Raw genomic sequence first — 14,156 nt, 5'->3', positions numbered from 1 at the left:
GGTCTCCATCTATCGTTTCATTTGGTCCATTTCATCCACGTTGACCGTTTCTCTGTTGCGGTAGAGCGCGATCAGGATCGCCAGACCCACTGCGACCTCGGCTGCCGCCACCGTCATGGTGAACAGCGTGAAAATTTGTCCGGCTACAGCGGGATACAAGCCGTATTTGGAGAAGGCGATCAGGTTGATATTGACCGCATTCAGCATCAGCTCGATCGAGAGCAGCACGACAACCGCGTTGCGCTTTGTCAGCGCTCCGTACAATCCGACGCAAAACAGAATCAGCGCGACCATTAAATAGGAGGTGATGCTTACCGTCATTCGTTATCCCCCTCCTTTTTCGCCATGATGATCGCACCGACCAATGCGACCAGCAGCAGTACGGACAACAGCTCGAACGGAATGACGTACTTGGTGAATACTTCAAGCCCGATTTCTTTGGCGTTGCTCACAGGCGATGCGGTTGGCGGCGGCGGTGCCGGCCACGGCGTGTTTTGCACACCCCAGAACAACAGACCGAACAAGCCGACGACAAAGAGCAGGATAAAGCGATTTTTCCACGTCCGTCCGGTTCCTTCATCCTGGGCATCGTGCTTAGTCAGCATGATACCGAACAGCATCAGGATGGAAATAGCTCCAGAGTAGACCAGCACCTGTGCTACCCCTACGAACTCCGCACCGAGCAAAACGAACAGTCCGGCGATGCTGATAAACGTAATCCCGAGCGAGATCACCATGTGTACGACACGCGTAAAACTAATCATGAAAACTGCGCCGCCAATCGTCAGGAGAGACAGGATAAAAAAGGCCACAAATTCGCCAGTCATGCTAGTTCTCCTCCCTGACGTTCGTATTGTTGTCATCCAGCCATTTCAGGTTTTTGTACAATTCGTCTCTGCTGTAGGCAGCCAGCTCGAAGTTGTTGGTCATCACAATCGCCTCGGTCGGGCACACCTCTGTACAGAGGTCGCACAGGATGCACAATTCGAAATTGATATCGTACGTATCAATAATTTTCCCCTTTTTCTCCGGGTCCGGATGGGGCTTCCCTGTCAGTTGGATGCACTCTGTCGGACAAATGCGCGCGCACTGGTTGCACACGATACATTTTTCCGGGGAAAAGTGCTGGACGCCGCGAAAACGTGGCGGCATGGGAAAGGGCACATCCGGGTAAAAATGGGTTATTTTTTTCTCCGTAAGCTTCTTAAATGTATATCCCAGGCCTTTGGCCAGTCCAAGCATGTATGTCACCCCTCAGATATTGAGAACTTGGCTTTCGCCTTGCCGATGGCGAAGCCTGCGCGTATAAACGTGGGACACCTAGCAGTTGCCTCGCTGCCGCGTAGAGCAGATTAGAACATGCCGTTCTGGTAGGAAACGACTACGGCCGTGAGCAAAATGTTGAACAAGGCCACGGGCAGCAGAACTTTCCAGGCAAACGACATCAACTGATCGACCCGCAAGCGCGGCATTGTGGCCCGAAGCCAGAACTGAAGGAAGATATACAGCGAGAACTTGACGACAAACCAGACGATGCCCGGGATAAAGTCCAAAGCCGGAACAATGGGCAGCCAGCCGCCCAAAAACAAAATCGTAATCAACGTACCCATCCCGAACATGTAGACGTATTCCGCCAGCATGAACATGGCAAAGCGGAAGCCGGAATATTCGACGTGGTACCCTGCCACCAGCTCCGACTCGGCCTCCGGCAAGTCAAACGGCGTGCGGTTCAGCTCGGCCTGGGCCGCCACGATAAAGACGGCGAAGCCGATAAACTGTGGAACGATATTCCAGACATCCCGCTGCGCCTCGACAATTTCCCTGAGATTCATGCTGCCCGTCAACAGAACGACACCCACCACGGACATGACTAGCGGCACTTCATAGCTAATCATCTGCGCAGCAGAGCGGAGACCCCCGATCAGCGAGTACTTGTTGTTCGAAGCCCAGCCAGCCGTAATCACGCCCAGCACGGTAATTCCCGACAGGGCGATATAGTACAGAAGGCCGATTCCCAAGTCGGCAAACTGGATGCTTTCCGTAAACGGCATGACGGCCAAAACCGCGAAGGCAGGCGCATAGGCGAGAATGGGCGCCAGTGTAAACAGCGCTTTGTCCGCATGCTTCGGACGCGTATCTTCTTTCAGGAGAAGCTTGGTCACGTCAGCGACGGTTTGCAAAAGCCCGAGCGGACCTACACGATTGGGTCCGATGCGCAGTTGCATCCAGCCGATGACTTTGCGCTCGAAGTAAATGGCGTACGTTACGAAACCAAGCAGGACAGCCAGCAGGAGCACCGCCGCCACGATAAACCAGAGCGTGTTTCCCCATGAGGGGGCTTGCTGCAGAAGCGCATTCATCAACAGTCAACCTCCCCGAGCACGATGTCGATGCTGCCCAGGATCGCGATCATGTTGGCAAGGCTTTCTCCCTGCAACAGTTTGGGCAGAATTTGCAGATTGGTAAAGGACGGACGGCGGAATTTCAATCTCCATGGCTTATCCTTGCCCTGGCTGGCAATGTAGCAGCCGATCTCTCCCCGCGGGGATTCGATGCGCACATAAGTCTCGCCTGCTGGCGGCCGGATGACGCGCGGCACTTTGCCGATCACTTCGCCCTCGCTCGGGAATTGCTCCAGAGCCTGCTCCAAAATGCGCAGCGACTGTTCGATTTCCGCCATCCGCACCTGGTAGCGAGCCATGCAATCTCCTTCTGTTGCGGTCGGGATATCGAAATCGAAGCGGTCGTAGATGCAGTAAGGCTCATCCTTGCGCAAGTCCCACTTGACTCCGGTGGCGCGGAGCATGACTCCGGACAACGAGTAGTCGAGCGCCGTCTTGGTGTCGAATGTGCCGATGCCTTTGATCCTGCTGATAAAAATTTCATTTCCCGACACCAGTTGATGGTAGTTGTTTAGTTCTTTCTTCATGTATTGGACGAATTCCTTCGCCTTGTCGATCCAGCCTGGAGGCGCATCCCATTTGACGCCGCCAATCCGCATGTAGTTGAAGGTCATCCGCGCCCCGCACAGCTCGTTGAACAGGTCGAGAATCATTTCGCGATCGCGGAACGCATACAGAAACGGGCCCATCGCGCCGATGTCAAGCAGGTATGTTCCCCACCAGACCAGGTGGCTGGCAACCCGGTTCAGCTCCATGGCAATCAGCCGCAAAAACTGGGCACGCTCTGGTATTTCCAGTCCCATCATCGTTTCCACTGCGTGACAAAGGACGTAGTTGTTGGTCATGGCGGACACGTAGTCCATCCGGTCTGTGTAAGGGATGATTTGCGTGTAGTTCAGGTTTTCCGCCAGCTTTTCTGTGCCTCGGTGGAGGTAGCCCATCACCGGAATCGCTTCCTTGATGGTTTCCCCGTCGATTTTGACGACCAGACGGAAAACGCCGTGTGTACTCGGATGCTGTGGCCCGACGTTCAAGAGCATCTCTTCCGTGCGAATGCCCGTTTCAGAAGAGGTATCGACATTTGTTGTGAGGATGTTTTGGTTCATCTGTTAAACCTCCTCGTCGTATTGCACATAGTCTTTTCGCAGCGGATAGCCTACCCAATCATCCGGCAGCAAAATTCGACGCAAATCGTTATGTCCCGGGAAATGAATCCCCAACAAGTCAAAAGTCTCTCTCTCGTTCCAATTTGCGCCATGCCATATATCCATGACAGACGGGACAGATGGCTGTTCCCGGTTTGTTTTGACTTTTACAGCCAAACTTTGTCGGTTTTTGTAGGAGTAGAAGTGGTAGTAAACCTCCATCCGGTCCTCATAGTCGACACCGTGCAAATCAGATAAGTAATCGAATGCCAGCGGCTCGTCTTCCTTCAGAAACCGGGCGATTTCATGCCAGCGCTCTACCGGGATCACCAGCGTCGGGACTTCCTTGCCCAGCTCGTTAATGTAGGCGGCCTCCAGTACTTCCTTGCCAAACACTTCTGTAATACGCTGCACGTACTTGTCGAGATACGGCTGATTTTTGGAAGGAGCTTTTGGCGCTTCCTCCGCAGCCGGAGCATCTCCCTGCGCAGCTTTCGCCTTCGCTGCTGCTGCGGCTGCGGCCTTGGCTTTTGCAGCGGCTGCTGCTTTTGCCTTGGCGTCGTCATCCCCGCCTTCTGCTGCTTGCCCGCCTGCTTCCCTGGCGGCCTTCGCCTTCGCTGCTGCCGCGGCTGCGGCCTTGGCTTTTGCGGCAGCAGCCGCTTTTGCTTTCGCATCCGCGTCGGCACCGTCTGCTGTCGGAGCAGCATCACCTTGCTGGGCAGCCTCTTTGGCTTCTTTCGCGGCTTTTGCCTTCGCCAATGCTTCAGCAGCGGCAGCTTTTTTCGCAGCGGCTTTTTCCTCTGGCGTCATTTCCGAGACGGGCTTTGCGGCCTCTGCTTGCGGTTCTGCTGCTCGGGCTTGCGCGGGAGCTTCCTCGGCTTCCGGTTCCGGCTGTGGAGCCTGCCCTTCCTGTTCTCTTAATTTTCGCAAAGCTTCAGCCTTGGCACGGGCTTCAGCGGCGGCCTTCGCTTTTTCCTCCGGAGTTGGCTTGCGTTTTTCGTCGCTCATTGACTGGTCACCCGCTTCCCAGTCTTCGCTTCGTAGCGAATTTTTTCCTGGAGCTTGTTGATTCCGTAAATCAGGGCCGCTGGGTTAGGCGGACAGCCCGGAATATATACGTCGACAGGAACGATCTGATCGACACCTTTGACCACGCTGTACGAGCGTACGTAAGGGCCTCCCGCCGTCGCACAGGACCCCATGGCGATCACCCATTTCGGCTCAGGCATCTGATCGTACAAACGGCGCAGCAGCGGAGCCATTTTTTTCGTGACGGTTCCAGCGACGATCATGACATCGGATTGTCTTGGCGATGCCCGGAAGATCACGCCGAACCGGTCCAGGTCGTAACGCGCTCCACCTGTTCCCATCATTTCGATGGCGCAACAGGCCAGACCAAAAGTCAGCGGCCAGAGCGAGTTGCTGCGGACCCAGCCTTTTACCGTTTCCAATGTCGTAAACATGACGTTGCGATCGAGTTCTTCTTGCAATTCAGGCGCAATGCTTGTCAGATCTAGTTCCATTCCAGCACCTTCTTTCTCCACGCGTAAATCAACCCTACTACCAGCAAGGATATAAAGATGACCATCTCGACCAGGGCGAACAGCCCCAGCTCTTTGTAAGCGACGGCCCACGGGTACAGAAAGAGCGTTTCTACATCAAAAATGACAAACATGAGGGCGAAAATGTAATACTTCACGTTGAAGCGTACCCAACTGTCACCAACAGGAATGTTACCGCTTTCATATGTGGTTTGCTTCTCCCGTGTCGGTTTCTTTGGACGCAGTAGTGGACCAACGAAACTGACCGTAGCAACGGGCAACAACACACCCAGAATCAAAAAGATCGCGACAATAACATAATTGTTGGTATAGATCTCATTCACCCACGTTCCCTCCGCTCGTAAGAAAGATTTGAATCTGTCTTGCGCTGCCCTCCGGAAGAAGTAATCACTTCATCAAAGGGGTACTGCTCGCAGCATCGCAGATGAAGGTATGAACGTTGTCGCAGCCCGATACTGCTAGAAAAAAATACCTTTATCATTATATCAAATTGCCAATTAGGTGTCTAACGAAAGCCTTCCTGTAGTGCCATATAAAGGGAAAAACTCAGAGAAATCTCCCTAAGTTTTTCCAGCATCATATAATAGCCAAACGAATATGCCCGTCTGGCTCTCTTATTCCGTTGATTATTGAACGTTGCTTGAAAACTGCTGACCGAGGAAGTCCTCGTAAATGCGCTCCCATACGATAGTGAAGTTCAGCTTCTCATCGTCTGGCAGCTCCAGCATGTTCTCAATCGCTTCTTCCATGTACGGAGTCAGCTTAATCAATACTTCAGCAAGCATTTGATCGTTTGTGTTCAGCATTTCTTTCATTTCTGCCTTGGAGATGCTGAACGTGTTTTCTTCGCGTTCATGCAGCATCATGACCAGGCGGCTGAAAATAGGGTGCACCAGCGCTTCCAGCTTCACATGCGCCAAAGCCAGCGATTCCACCTCGCTCAGCTTGAACAGTTGGGATGCATCTGGGAACGGATGGATCGGTATATCCCACGCATCCTCGTTGTCTATGACCAGACCCCATTTGACGAAAAGCTGGATCGCTTCCGCACGGGATGTCGGATAATCGTAGTCGGAGCGTTTCAGGAACGATTTGAAGCGGTTCAGCAAGTTGACATAGCCCTCGTAGTCCGCTTCTGATTTAAAAGCTTCCTTCACAGGCTCGGAAAACGTGCCTTTCAATGCTTCGATTTCATCGAGTCCTTTTTCCATCTCCGCTTTTGTTTCGTACTCTGTGACGACAAAACACAGGGACTGGAACAGGACATTCATTTCATGAGACAGCACGCTCGACCAGCCGTTGGCCGTAAAGCCGCTAGGAATCACTACGCCATCCTGATTGTGGCGAATATCGCGAATGGTTTGCATCAGTTACACTCTCCTTTAATTCCAAAAGCCAGTGCCGCACCTTATGCTGTCGCAACAAAACCACGTCCGGCGGCAGGGCATTAGGTCTATTATACACAGAAACGATAGGCAATTACCAACTGGAAATATCATGCCCCGCAAGCATGTATAACCATACATGCCGTGCAACCGAAAAATCCCCGCAGCCACATGGGCGCGGGGATATCAAGCTTACGCTTACTTCTTTACGTCGAGACGTGCCATCGCACGCTGTAGCGCACGCTCTGCGCGCTGGACGTCGAGTTCGGCATATTTCTCAGCCAAACGCTTTTCGGCACGAGCTTTCGCTGCCTTCGCGCGTTCAACATCGATGTCTCCCGGCAATTCAGCCGTTTCAGCAAGGATGGTTACTTTATCGCCGCGCACTTCCATGAAGCCGCCGCTTACAGCCATCTTTACTTCGTTATCGCCTTCTGTCTTGATCCGAACCGGCGCTATTTTCAGCGGGCTTACCAGCGGCATGTGGTTCGGCAAAATACCGAGATCCCCTTGAACGCCGCGAGCAATGACCATTTCAGCCTGACCGCTGTAGACAACCCGTTCAGGAGTTACGACTTCAACTGTCATCTTACTCACTTACTCGTCTCCCCTTTCCAGGGTGTCTTACGCCATTTTCTTCGCTTTTTCTACCGCTTCTTCAATGGTTCCTACATACAGGAACGCGCCCTCTGGCAGATGGTCGTGCTTGCCTTCGAGGATTTCCTTGAAGCTGCGAACGGTTTCTTTCAATGGTACGTATTGGCCTGGGTTACCAGTAAATTGCTCGGCAACGTGGAAGGACTGGGACAGGAAGCGTTGAATGCGGCGTGCGCGGCCAACGACTTGCTTGTCTTCGTCGCTCAGCTCGTCCATACCAAGGATCGCGATGATATCTTGCAGTTCTTTGTAGCGTTGCAGAATTTTTTGCACGCCACGAGCCACATCGTAGTGTTCTTGACCAACTACTTCAGGAGTCAGAGCACGGGAAGTGGATGCGAGTGGGTCAACCGCAGGGAAGATACCCAACTCAGCGATGGAACGCTCCAGGTTAGTAGTCGCGTCCAAGTGAGCAAACGTAGTCGCAGGAGCCGGGTCAGTATAGTCATCCGCTGGTACGTAGATCGCTTGAATGGACGTTACAGAACCTTTTTTGGTGGAGGTAATGCGCTCTTGCAACTGACCCATTTCGGTAGCCAGTGTTGGCTGGTAACCTACCGCAGATGGCATACGGCCCAAGAGAGCGGAAACCTCGGAACCCGCTTGAGTAAAGCGGAAGATGTTGTCGATAAACAGAAGAACGTCGCGGCCTTCTTCATCACGGAAGTACTCCGCCATTGTCAGACCAGTCAACGCTACGCGCAGACGCGCACCAGGCGGTTCGTTCATCTGACCGAATACCATCGCGGTTTTCGGCAGAACGCCTGCGTCTTTCATCTCGTGGTACAGGTCGTTACCTTCACGGGTACGCTCCCCTACACCAGCGAATACGGAAATACCACCGTGCTCTTGCGCGATGTTGTTAATCAGCTCTTGAATGGTAACGGTTTTACCTACACCCGCACCACCAAACAGACCGATCTTACCACCCTTGATGTACGGAGCCAAGAGGTCAATTACTTTGATCCCTGTTTCCAGGATTTCAACAGTAGTTGCTTGGTCTACGAACTCAGGAGCTTTGCGGTGAATTGGGTCGCGACGATCTACTTGGCCGAGGTCTTGCAGGTCAATCGGCTCTCCCAATACGTTGAATACGCGTCCAAGGGTTACCGCACCCACTGGAACGGAGATAGGCGCACCTGTGTCAACGGCTTCCATACCGCGAACCAAACCGTCGGTAGAAGACATCGCAACAGTACGAACCAGGTTGTCACCCAGGTGAGTCGCAACCTCAACTGTCAAGTCGATGTCGCGCTCGCCAGCGCTTTGTGCTTTATGTTGAATCTTGATCGCATTGTAAATGGCAGGCAGGTGTCCACGGTCGAACTCGACGTCAACAACTGGACCCATTACCTGAACCACGCGTCCATTCGCCATCTTACTTCTTCCCTCCTGTAAAGCTAAATTGGGAGCTATTCGCTGCCACTTACGCTTGTGCGTTTGCACCTGCAACGATCTCGGAAATCTCTTGCGTAATCGCTGCCTGACGGGCACGGTTGTAGATCAACGTGTAACGGTTAATCATATCTGTTGCGTTGTCTGTCGCGTTGCCCATTGCAGTCATACGGGAACCTTCTTCGGAAGCCTTCGCTTCCAGAAGCGCACTGTACACCAGTGTTTCCGCGTATTTTGGCAACAGATCAGCCAGAACTTCTTCCGAGGACGGCTCATACTCGTAATTGATTGTGCGCACATCGTTGCTCTCGGGAGCTTCCAGTGGCAGCAATTGTTTTACGGTAGGTATTTGCGAAATTGCACTTTGGAACTTGTTGTAGCACAGGTACAGCTCGTCGATTTGCTCGTTCGCGAACATCTGGACGGCCGCACCGGCAATTTTCTTGATATCAGCAAAGGCCGGGCTGGCTGGCAGACCCGTTACTTCTTCCAAAAGCGGATAGTTCCGTTTGCTGAAGAAGTCGCGCCCTTTGCGTCCGATTACAAAAATGCCGTACTCGTCCTTGGACTTGTGTTTTTCGCTGATGGTGGTAACCACTTTGCGAAGCATGTTGGCGTTGTATCCGCCAGCAAGTCCACGGTCCGAAGTGATGACAATGTAACCAGTCTTTTTCACCGGACGTTTTTGCAGCATCGGATGCTTGGAACCAGATGTTCCGCTCGCAATGCTCGCAATCACTTCCTGGATCTTGTCAGCGTAAGGACGTGCTGCCTCAGCCTTCTCCTGGTTGCGGCGGAGCTTCGCAGCCGCCACCATTTTCATCGCTTTCGTGATTTGGCGCGTATTTTTGGTACTTTTAATACTGCGTCGAATCTCACGTATTCCTTTTGCCACTCGTTTTCACCACCTTGAGAACGCATGCCCGGGCTATTGGCCCGGCATGCATCTGATGTCTATCAGGTTAACGATTAGCGAGTTACCGAAAAGCCTTTTTTGAACTCTTCGATCGCTGCGTTCAGTTCTTTTTCATCTGGGAGGTCTTTCGTAGTGCGGATGTGCTCCAACAGATGTGGTTTGTTGGAATCCAGGAAAGACAGCAGCTCTTTCTCAAAGCGGCGTACATCTGCTACTGGAATGTCATCCAGGTAGCCGCGAGTCGCGCTGTAGATGGAAGCAACTTGCTTCTCAACTGGCATTGGATCGAACTGGCCTTGCTTCATGATTTCCATCAAGCGCTCACCGCGGGTCAGACGAGCCTGGGTAGCTTTGTCCAGATCGGAACCGAACTGAGCAAACGCTGCAAGCTCACGGTATTGAGCCAACTCAAGCTTGAGCGGACCTGCTACCTTTTTCATCGCCTTGATTTGCGCGGAACCACCTACACGGGATACGGAAAGACCGGTGTTAACCGCTGGACGTTGACCTGCGTTGAACAAGTCTGTCTCCAGGAAGATCTGACCGTCCGTGATGGAGATCACGTTGGTTGGAATGTACGCGGAAATGTCACCCGCTTGGGTTTCGATGAACGGCAGAGCAGTAATGGAACCTGCGCCCAGGTCATCAGACAGTTTCGCAGCGCGCTCCAGCAAGCGGGAGTGCAAGTAGAATACGTCACCAGGATACGCTTCGCGGCCTGGAGGACGACGGAGCAACAGGGACATTTCGCGGTATGCAGCAGCCTGTTTGGACAGGTCATCGTATACGCACAGAACGTGTCCGCCTTTGTACATGAAGTACTCAGCCATAGTAACACCAGCATAAGGAGCCAGATACAGCATTGGCGCTGGGTCGGAAGCTGTAGCGGAAACGACGATGGTGTAATCCAGAGCGCCTGCTTTACGCAGGGTTTCTACGATGTTCGCAACGGTCGATTGCTTTTGACCGATCGCTACGTAGATACAAATCATGTCTTTGCCTTTTTGGTTGATGATCGTGTCGAGCGCCACTGCTGTTTTACCAGTTTGGCGGTCACCAATAATCAACTCACGCTGTCCGCGGCCAATCGGGATCATCGCGTCAATCGCTTTGATACCTGTTTGCAGCGGCTCGTGTACGGATTTACGCGCCATTACGCCAGGAGCTGGGCTCTCGATCGGGCGGTAGCCGTCGTTTGCGATAGGGCCTTGACCATCGATTGGTTGACCCAGCGGGTTTACTACGCGGCCGAGCAGCGCTTCCCCTACTGGAACTTCCATAACGCGGCCGGTACGTTTTACGGTATCGCCTTCCTTAATGTCGCGGAAAGGTCCCATAATAACGACACCCACGTTGTCTTCTTCCAAGTTGAGTACCATACCCATTACGCCATTTTGGAACTCGAGGAGCTCCCCTTGCATGGCCTTTTCCAAACCGTGAACGCGGGCAATACCGTCACCTACCTGGATGACTGTGCCTACATCTACAACTTCGATTTCAGATTTAAAATTAGCGATCCGCTCTTTGATGAGGGAGCTAATTTCCTCTGGTCTGATTGCACTCACTTAATTCACCCCATTCATCCAACTTCTTAAAAGACCGAGCTTTACGCTTTTTGCGCAAAGGTTTCCAGCTTCGTTTTCAGGCTGCCATCGTACAGACGGTCGCCGATTTTGATAATAATGCCGCCGAGAATCGAAGGGTCTACGACCGTTGTCATCCGCAGCTTTTTATTTACCGTTTGTCCGAACTTGTCAGCGAGCTCCGCCTGTTCTTGTTCAGAAAGCGGCTTTGCGCTTGTGACGACAGCATCTGCATAGCCACGCGCTTCGTTTGCCAATTGTACAAAGGAGCTGTAGATGTCCGACAGTTGAACTTCCCGTCCGTTGTCAATCAGGACGTTCAGGAAGTTGAAGCTCTCTTCCCCTACATGGCTTTTGAACAACTCTTCAACCAGTTTGCCCTTTGCATCTGCCGCGATGTGCGGGTGCTGTATGATCTTTTTCAGATCTTCGTTGCCTTCCACAGCCTGCACGATCGCACCAAGGTCAGCTTCCACCTGATCGATCTTGCCACGCTCGCTCGCTACTTCAAAGAGAGCGCGAGCATAACGTTTTCCTACTGCGCTACTCATAGGCGATCTCCTACTTGAGCGAGGAATTTGTCAACAGTAGACTTTTGCGCTGCTTCGTCCAGTTCTTTTTCGATAATCTTGGAAGCCAAGAGAACGGAAAGACCTGTCATTTGCTCGCGCAGTTCGAGTTTTGCTTTTTCTACTTCACGTGCCAGCTCAGCGCTTGCGTCCGCTTTCATACGCTCGGATGCAGCTTGAGCTTCTGCCACGATTTTGCTTGCTTCATCAGACGCTTGCTTGGTAGCGCGGTCGATGATGGCTTTGGATTCAGCGCGAGCTTCGTCCAGTACGCGGCGTTGCTCTGCCAAGAGAGCCTCTGCCTCCGCACGGTTGCGCTCAGCCGATGAAATTTGATTTTCGATATGCTGACGACGTTTTTCCATGATGCCAACGATCGGGCCCATGGCAAGTTTACGAACCAGCAAGAGCAACAACAAGAACACAATTGCTTGGGTTAAAAGCGTTCCCCACTCCAGGGACACCGCTCCAAAGTCGAGCATTCGTTTCACTCCTTCCTGCGAAAAGAAAGATGTATCATCACGGTATGAACCGCTCTTTGCCAAAAAACTGGCTTCACGTTTGCGGCGAAGCTTCAAACTTCTTGTCGAATGAAAGCATAGGCCTCCACTCGCTCAAAAATAGAGGCGGGTATCAAGCGCCCGCCTATTGTTACCAATTGCTCGCTGACTACATACGACCGAAGAGAATGAAACCGATCGCTACAGCGATGATCGGAACCGCCTCTACCAGACCGAGACCCAGGAACATGAGACCCATGAGGTTACCACGTGCTTCTGGTTGACGAGCTACACCTTCAATTGTACGGGAGATTACCAGGGAGTTACCGATTGCTGCGCCAAGAGCAGCGAGACCAAATACGATACCAATTGCAAGAGCCAAACCTTCCATTGTTTAAAAACCTCCTTAGTGTTGTGAAAAGCGAATATAAAATCGGGGAAATGCTGATTAGTGATCTTCATTCACTTGCTGAGACAGGTAAACCATCGCCAGCGTAGTGAAAATGAATGCCTGTACGGAGCCGACAAACACGGAATAGCCCAGCCACAGGAACAGCGGAATGCTTCCGAAGATCCCTACACCCAAGAGGAAGGCGATCAAAACCTCACCCGCAAAGATGTTACCGAATAGACGCAAAGGCAGCGTCAGCGGCTTGATGATGAACTCCTCCAGAATGTGAATCGGATTCAGGAATGTATGTTTCAACCATCCACCGAAGCTCTTCTTGATGCCCAAGTAGTGAGCGTACAGCAACACGATGAACGCGAGAGCGAAAGTTACGCTCGGAGTTGCGGTTGGCGATTTCCACCAGCCGATGACAACACCGTGTGAATGCGGATCGGTTGAGTTCAGCTCTTCCTCAAGCTTAGCCAACTTTTGCTGCTTCGCCTCTTCGCTCGTAGAAGCCGTCAACATGTCTTTAACCTTTTCGCTTACTTGATGGTCAGGACTGTTGTGGTGAGCTGTATTTACGTTAAATACGAGACCCAGTTGGTTTCCCAGGAAGATGTAGAGGAACAAAGTCAGCGCCAGCGAGACAAAACCCGCAGCCTTTTTCGGTGAGATATAGCTTTTTGTAATACCGGTTACGAAGTCTACAATCCATTCCATCACGTTTTGCGCGCCGCTTGGAGTAGCGGAGGTCAGGTTGCGAGTCATCCCGATACAAAGCAAAAGCACCACCAGAGAGGTTACCAAAATCATGAGAATAGTGGAGATGTCAAATACCATGCCCAACCATTCAAATCGCAGAGAATAATGCATGTATTTCACCCCTTTCTTCCGCGCGAGTATATTGCTTAGCGTGCATGTGTAAAAAGAATTCTACTATCTATTTAAAGGAGCGATACACAAAAAGGAAGCTGAGAATCTGAAAGAGGAACAAGCCGATCAACACTCCGGCCAGTCCGAACAAATGAGGGAAGCGCATAGTTAAAAAGACAGCAAAGCCTGCCACGACCAATCGTTGCAGCATACCTGTCCCTTTGGGCCGCACGCCTGGATCAACAGCCATCTGGCCAATTCGCCAAGTTTTGCTGAAGAGGACCGTGCCATTCACTAGACTGCCAGCCATCCCGAGCAGGAGGCTTTGCAAAAAGAAACGATAGGATGGCAACAGCGCCCAGAGTATCGCGGCGATTGCCATACAGAAAAAGGCATAGCGAAACGTGTATCGCATTGCCGAAGAAAACGTTTGCATGTCCCATCTCCCTAGAGGTAACCGCGAATGATGCGGTAGACGCTGTACACGCCTATTCCTAATCCCGCGAGCAGTCCAACCATCAAAAACAACGGATTGGTAGCGAAAAGGCCATCCAGGTATTTTCCCAGAAAGACTCCCGCAACCACGCAAACGGCCATATCGACACCAATCAGAGTGACCAACGTGATGGCTCGCCAAGGATTATCAATTTTCGACACGGAACAACATTCTCCTTTCATACATAAGGAGAGGGCTGGTGTCAAGTGCCCCTTTGCCCTCATCCATATTAACGAAGAATTATTCCCTTTGTCAACGTTCGTCTTGTTCTGTACACAAAGC

At 52.0% G+C, this 14,156-nt stretch carries 19 protein-coding genes; all 19 read right to left on the bottom strand.

From position 1 onward, the window contains the following. Positions 1 to 9: 9 nt before the first annotated feature. The gene (nuoK, locus tag AC3WJN_RS05690) at positions 10 to 321 is read right to left on the bottom strand and encodes an NADH-quinone oxidoreductase subunit NuoK (RefSeq protein ID WP_005831784.1); all 312 of its coding nucleotides are present in this window, start codon (positions 319 to 321) and stop codon (positions 10 to 12) included. Further along, on the bottom strand, positions 318 to 827 hold the full coding sequence (locus AC3WJN_RS05685; RefSeq protein WP_007778448.1) for an NADH-quinone oxidoreductase subunit J: 510 nt from the start codon (positions 825 to 827) through the stop codon (positions 318 to 320). The genes nuoK and AC3WJN_RS05685 overlap by 4 nt, the downstream gene beginning before the upstream one ends. A 1-nt stretch (position 828) precedes the next feature. Then, positions 829 to 1,242 carry an NADH-quinone oxidoreductase subunit NuoI gene (nuoI, locus tag AC3WJN_RS05680; RefSeq protein ID WP_005831780.1) on the bottom strand — a complete coding sequence of 138 codons (414 nt, stop codon included), beginning with the start codon at positions 1,240 to 1,242 and terminating at the stop codon, positions 829 to 831. A gap of 110 nt (positions 1,243 to 1,352) precedes the next feature. After that, on the bottom strand, positions 1,353 to 2,363 hold the full coding sequence (nuoH, locus tag AC3WJN_RS05675; RefSeq protein ID WP_174435197.1) for an NADH-quinone oxidoreductase subunit NuoH: 1,011 nt from the start codon (positions 2,361 to 2,363) through the stop codon (positions 1,353 to 1,355). Continuing rightward, the gene (locus AC3WJN_RS05670) at positions 2,360 to 3,508 is read right to left on the bottom strand and encodes an NADH-quinone oxidoreductase subunit D (protein ID WP_005831775.1); all 1,149 of its coding nucleotides are present in this window, start codon (positions 3,506 to 3,508) and stop codon (positions 2,360 to 2,362) included. Before AC3WJN_RS05670 ends, nuoH begins: the two co-directional genes overlap by 4 nt. Positions 3,509 to 3,511: 3 nt before the next feature. After that, entirely contained in the window at positions 3,512 to 4,555 is a 1,044-nt protein-coding gene (locus tag AC3WJN_RS05665) for an NADH-quinone oxidoreductase subunit C (RefSeq protein WP_327953484.1), read from the bottom strand. Beyond that, positions 4,552 to 5,070: a NuoB/complex I 20 kDa subunit family protein gene (locus tag AC3WJN_RS05660; RefSeq protein ID WP_005831771.1), complete on the bottom strand. Its 519-nt coding sequence runs from the start codon at positions 5,068 to 5,070 to the stop codon at positions 4,552 to 4,554. Before AC3WJN_RS05660 ends, AC3WJN_RS05665 begins: the two co-directional genes overlap by 4 nt. After that, the gene (locus AC3WJN_RS05655; RefSeq protein WP_005831769.1) at positions 5,061 to 5,432 is read right to left on the bottom strand and encodes an NADH-quinone oxidoreductase subunit A; all 372 of its coding nucleotides are present in this window, start codon (positions 5,430 to 5,432) and stop codon (positions 5,061 to 5,063) included. Before AC3WJN_RS05655 ends, AC3WJN_RS05660 begins: the two co-directional genes overlap by 10 nt. Before the next feature lie 303 nt (positions 5,433 to 5,735). Then, positions 5,736 to 6,476: a DUF6042 family protein gene (locus AC3WJN_RS05650; protein WP_005831767.1), complete on the bottom strand. Its 741-nt coding sequence runs from the start codon at positions 6,474 to 6,476 to the stop codon at positions 5,736 to 5,738. Positions 6,477 to 6,692: 216 nt separating this feature from the next. Continuing rightward, positions 6,693 to 7,091: a F0F1 ATP synthase subunit epsilon gene (locus AC3WJN_RS05645; RefSeq protein ID WP_007786048.1), complete on the bottom strand. Its 399-nt coding sequence runs from the start codon at positions 7,089 to 7,091 to the stop codon at positions 6,693 to 6,695. 27 nt (positions 7,092 to 7,118) lie between these two features. Beyond that, on the bottom strand, positions 7,119 to 8,528 hold the full coding sequence (atpD, locus tag AC3WJN_RS05640; protein ID WP_005831762.1) for a F0F1 ATP synthase subunit beta: 1,410 nt from the start codon (positions 8,526 to 8,528) through the stop codon (positions 7,119 to 7,121). A gap of 49 nt (positions 8,529 to 8,577) precedes the next feature. Further along, on the bottom strand, positions 8,578 to 9,441 hold the full coding sequence (gene atpG, locus AC3WJN_RS05635; protein ID WP_005831760.1) for an ATP synthase F1 subunit gamma: 864 nt from the start codon (positions 9,439 to 9,441) through the stop codon (positions 8,578 to 8,580). A 74-nt stretch (positions 9,442 to 9,515) separates the two neighbouring features. Continuing rightward, a complete protein-coding gene (gene atpA, locus AC3WJN_RS05630) occupies positions 9,516 to 11,027 on the bottom strand; it encodes a F0F1 ATP synthase subunit alpha (RefSeq protein WP_005831758.1) in 1,512 nt (503 codons plus the stop codon). Positions 11,028 to 11,068: 41 nt separating this feature from the next. After that, positions 11,069 to 11,596: a F0F1 ATP synthase subunit delta gene (locus AC3WJN_RS05625; RefSeq protein ID WP_005831756.1), complete on the bottom strand. Its 528-nt coding sequence runs from the start codon at positions 11,594 to 11,596 to the stop codon at positions 11,069 to 11,071. Continuing rightward, a complete protein-coding gene (gene atpF / locus AC3WJN_RS05620) occupies positions 11,593 to 12,096 on the bottom strand; it encodes a F0F1 ATP synthase subunit B (protein WP_005831754.1) in 504 nt (167 codons plus the stop codon). The genes AC3WJN_RS05625 and atpF overlap by 4 nt, the downstream gene beginning before the upstream one ends. A 187-nt stretch (positions 12,097 to 12,283) precedes the next feature. Then, on the bottom strand, positions 12,284 to 12,505 hold the full coding sequence (gene atpE, locus AC3WJN_RS05615) for a F0F1 ATP synthase subunit C (protein WP_005831752.1): 222 nt from the start codon (positions 12,503 to 12,505) through the stop codon (positions 12,284 to 12,286). A 57-nt stretch (positions 12,506 to 12,562) separates the two neighbouring features. Then, a complete protein-coding gene (gene atpB / locus AC3WJN_RS05610) occupies positions 12,563 to 13,378 on the bottom strand; it encodes a F0F1 ATP synthase subunit A (RefSeq protein WP_007786053.1) in 816 nt (271 codons plus the stop codon). Between the two features lie 67 nt (positions 13,379 to 13,445). After that, positions 13,446 to 13,814: an ATP synthase subunit I gene (locus AC3WJN_RS05605; RefSeq protein WP_007786055.1), complete on the bottom strand. Its 369-nt coding sequence runs from the start codon at positions 13,812 to 13,814 to the stop codon at positions 13,446 to 13,448. A gap of 11 nt (positions 13,815 to 13,825) precedes the next feature. Then, positions 13,826 to 14,035: an AtpZ/AtpI family protein gene (locus AC3WJN_RS05600; RefSeq protein ID WP_005827760.1), complete on the bottom strand. Its 210-nt coding sequence runs from the start codon at positions 14,033 to 14,035 to the stop codon at positions 13,826 to 13,828. Positions 14,036 to 14,156: the final 121 nt, after the last annotated feature.

Source organism: Brevibacillus sp. FW306-2-1A-C05A (genome assembly GCF_058781555.1).
This window is presented reverse-complemented; position numbering and strand designations above follow the sequence as displayed.

Excerpts from the sequence above, each read along its gene's own strand:
- AC3WJN_RS05685 (WP_007778448.1), bottom strand. The coding sequence starts at position 827 with ATGACTGGCGAATTTGTGGCCTTTTTTATCCTGTCTCTCCTGACGATT.
- AC3WJN_RS05660 (WP_005831771.1), bottom strand. The coding sequence starts at position 5,070 with ATGGAACTAGATCTGACAAGCATTGCGCCTGAATTGCAAGAAGAACTC.
- AC3WJN_RS05650 (WP_005831767.1), bottom strand. The coding sequence starts at position 6,476 with ATGCAAACCATTCGCGATATTCGCCACAATCAGGATGGCGTAGTGATT.
- atpD (WP_005831762.1), bottom strand. The coding sequence starts at position 8,528 with ATGGCGAATGGACGCGTGGTTCAGGTAATGGGTCCAGTTGTTGACGTC.
- AC3WJN_RS05625 (WP_005831756.1), bottom strand. The coding sequence starts at position 11,596 with ATGAGTAGCGCAGTAGGAAAACGTTATGCTCGCGCTCTCTTTGAAGTA.
- AC3WJN_RS05605 (WP_007786055.1), bottom strand. The coding sequence starts at position 13,814 with ATGCAAACGTTTTCTTCGGCAATGCGATACACGTTTCGCTATGCCTTT.
- atpE (WP_005831752.1), bottom strand. The coding sequence starts at position 12,505 with ATGGAAGGTTTGGCTCTTGCAATTGGTATCGTATTTGGTCTCGCTGCT.
- AC3WJN_RS05670 (WP_005831775.1), bottom strand. The coding sequence starts at position 3,508 with ATGAACCAAAACATCCTCACAACAAATGTCGATACCTCTTCTGAAACG.
- atpB (WP_007786053.1), bottom strand. The coding sequence starts at position 13,378 with ATGCATTATTCTCTGCGATTTGAATGGTTGGGCATGGTATTTGACATC.
- nuoK (WP_005831784.1), bottom strand. The coding sequence starts at position 321 with ATGACGGTAAGCATCACCTCCTATTTAATGGTCGCGCTGATTCTGTTT.
- AC3WJN_RS05665 (WP_327953484.1), bottom strand. The coding sequence starts at position 4,555 with ATGAGCGACGAAAAACGCAAGCCAACTCCGGAGGAAAAAGCGAAGGCC.
- nuoI (WP_005831780.1), bottom strand. The coding sequence starts at position 1,242 with ATGCTTGGACTGGCCAAAGGCCTGGGATATACATTTAAGAAGCTTACG.
- atpF (WP_005831754.1), bottom strand. The coding sequence starts at position 12,096 with ATGCTCGACTTTGGAGCGGTGTCCCTGGAGTGGGGAACGCTTTTAACC.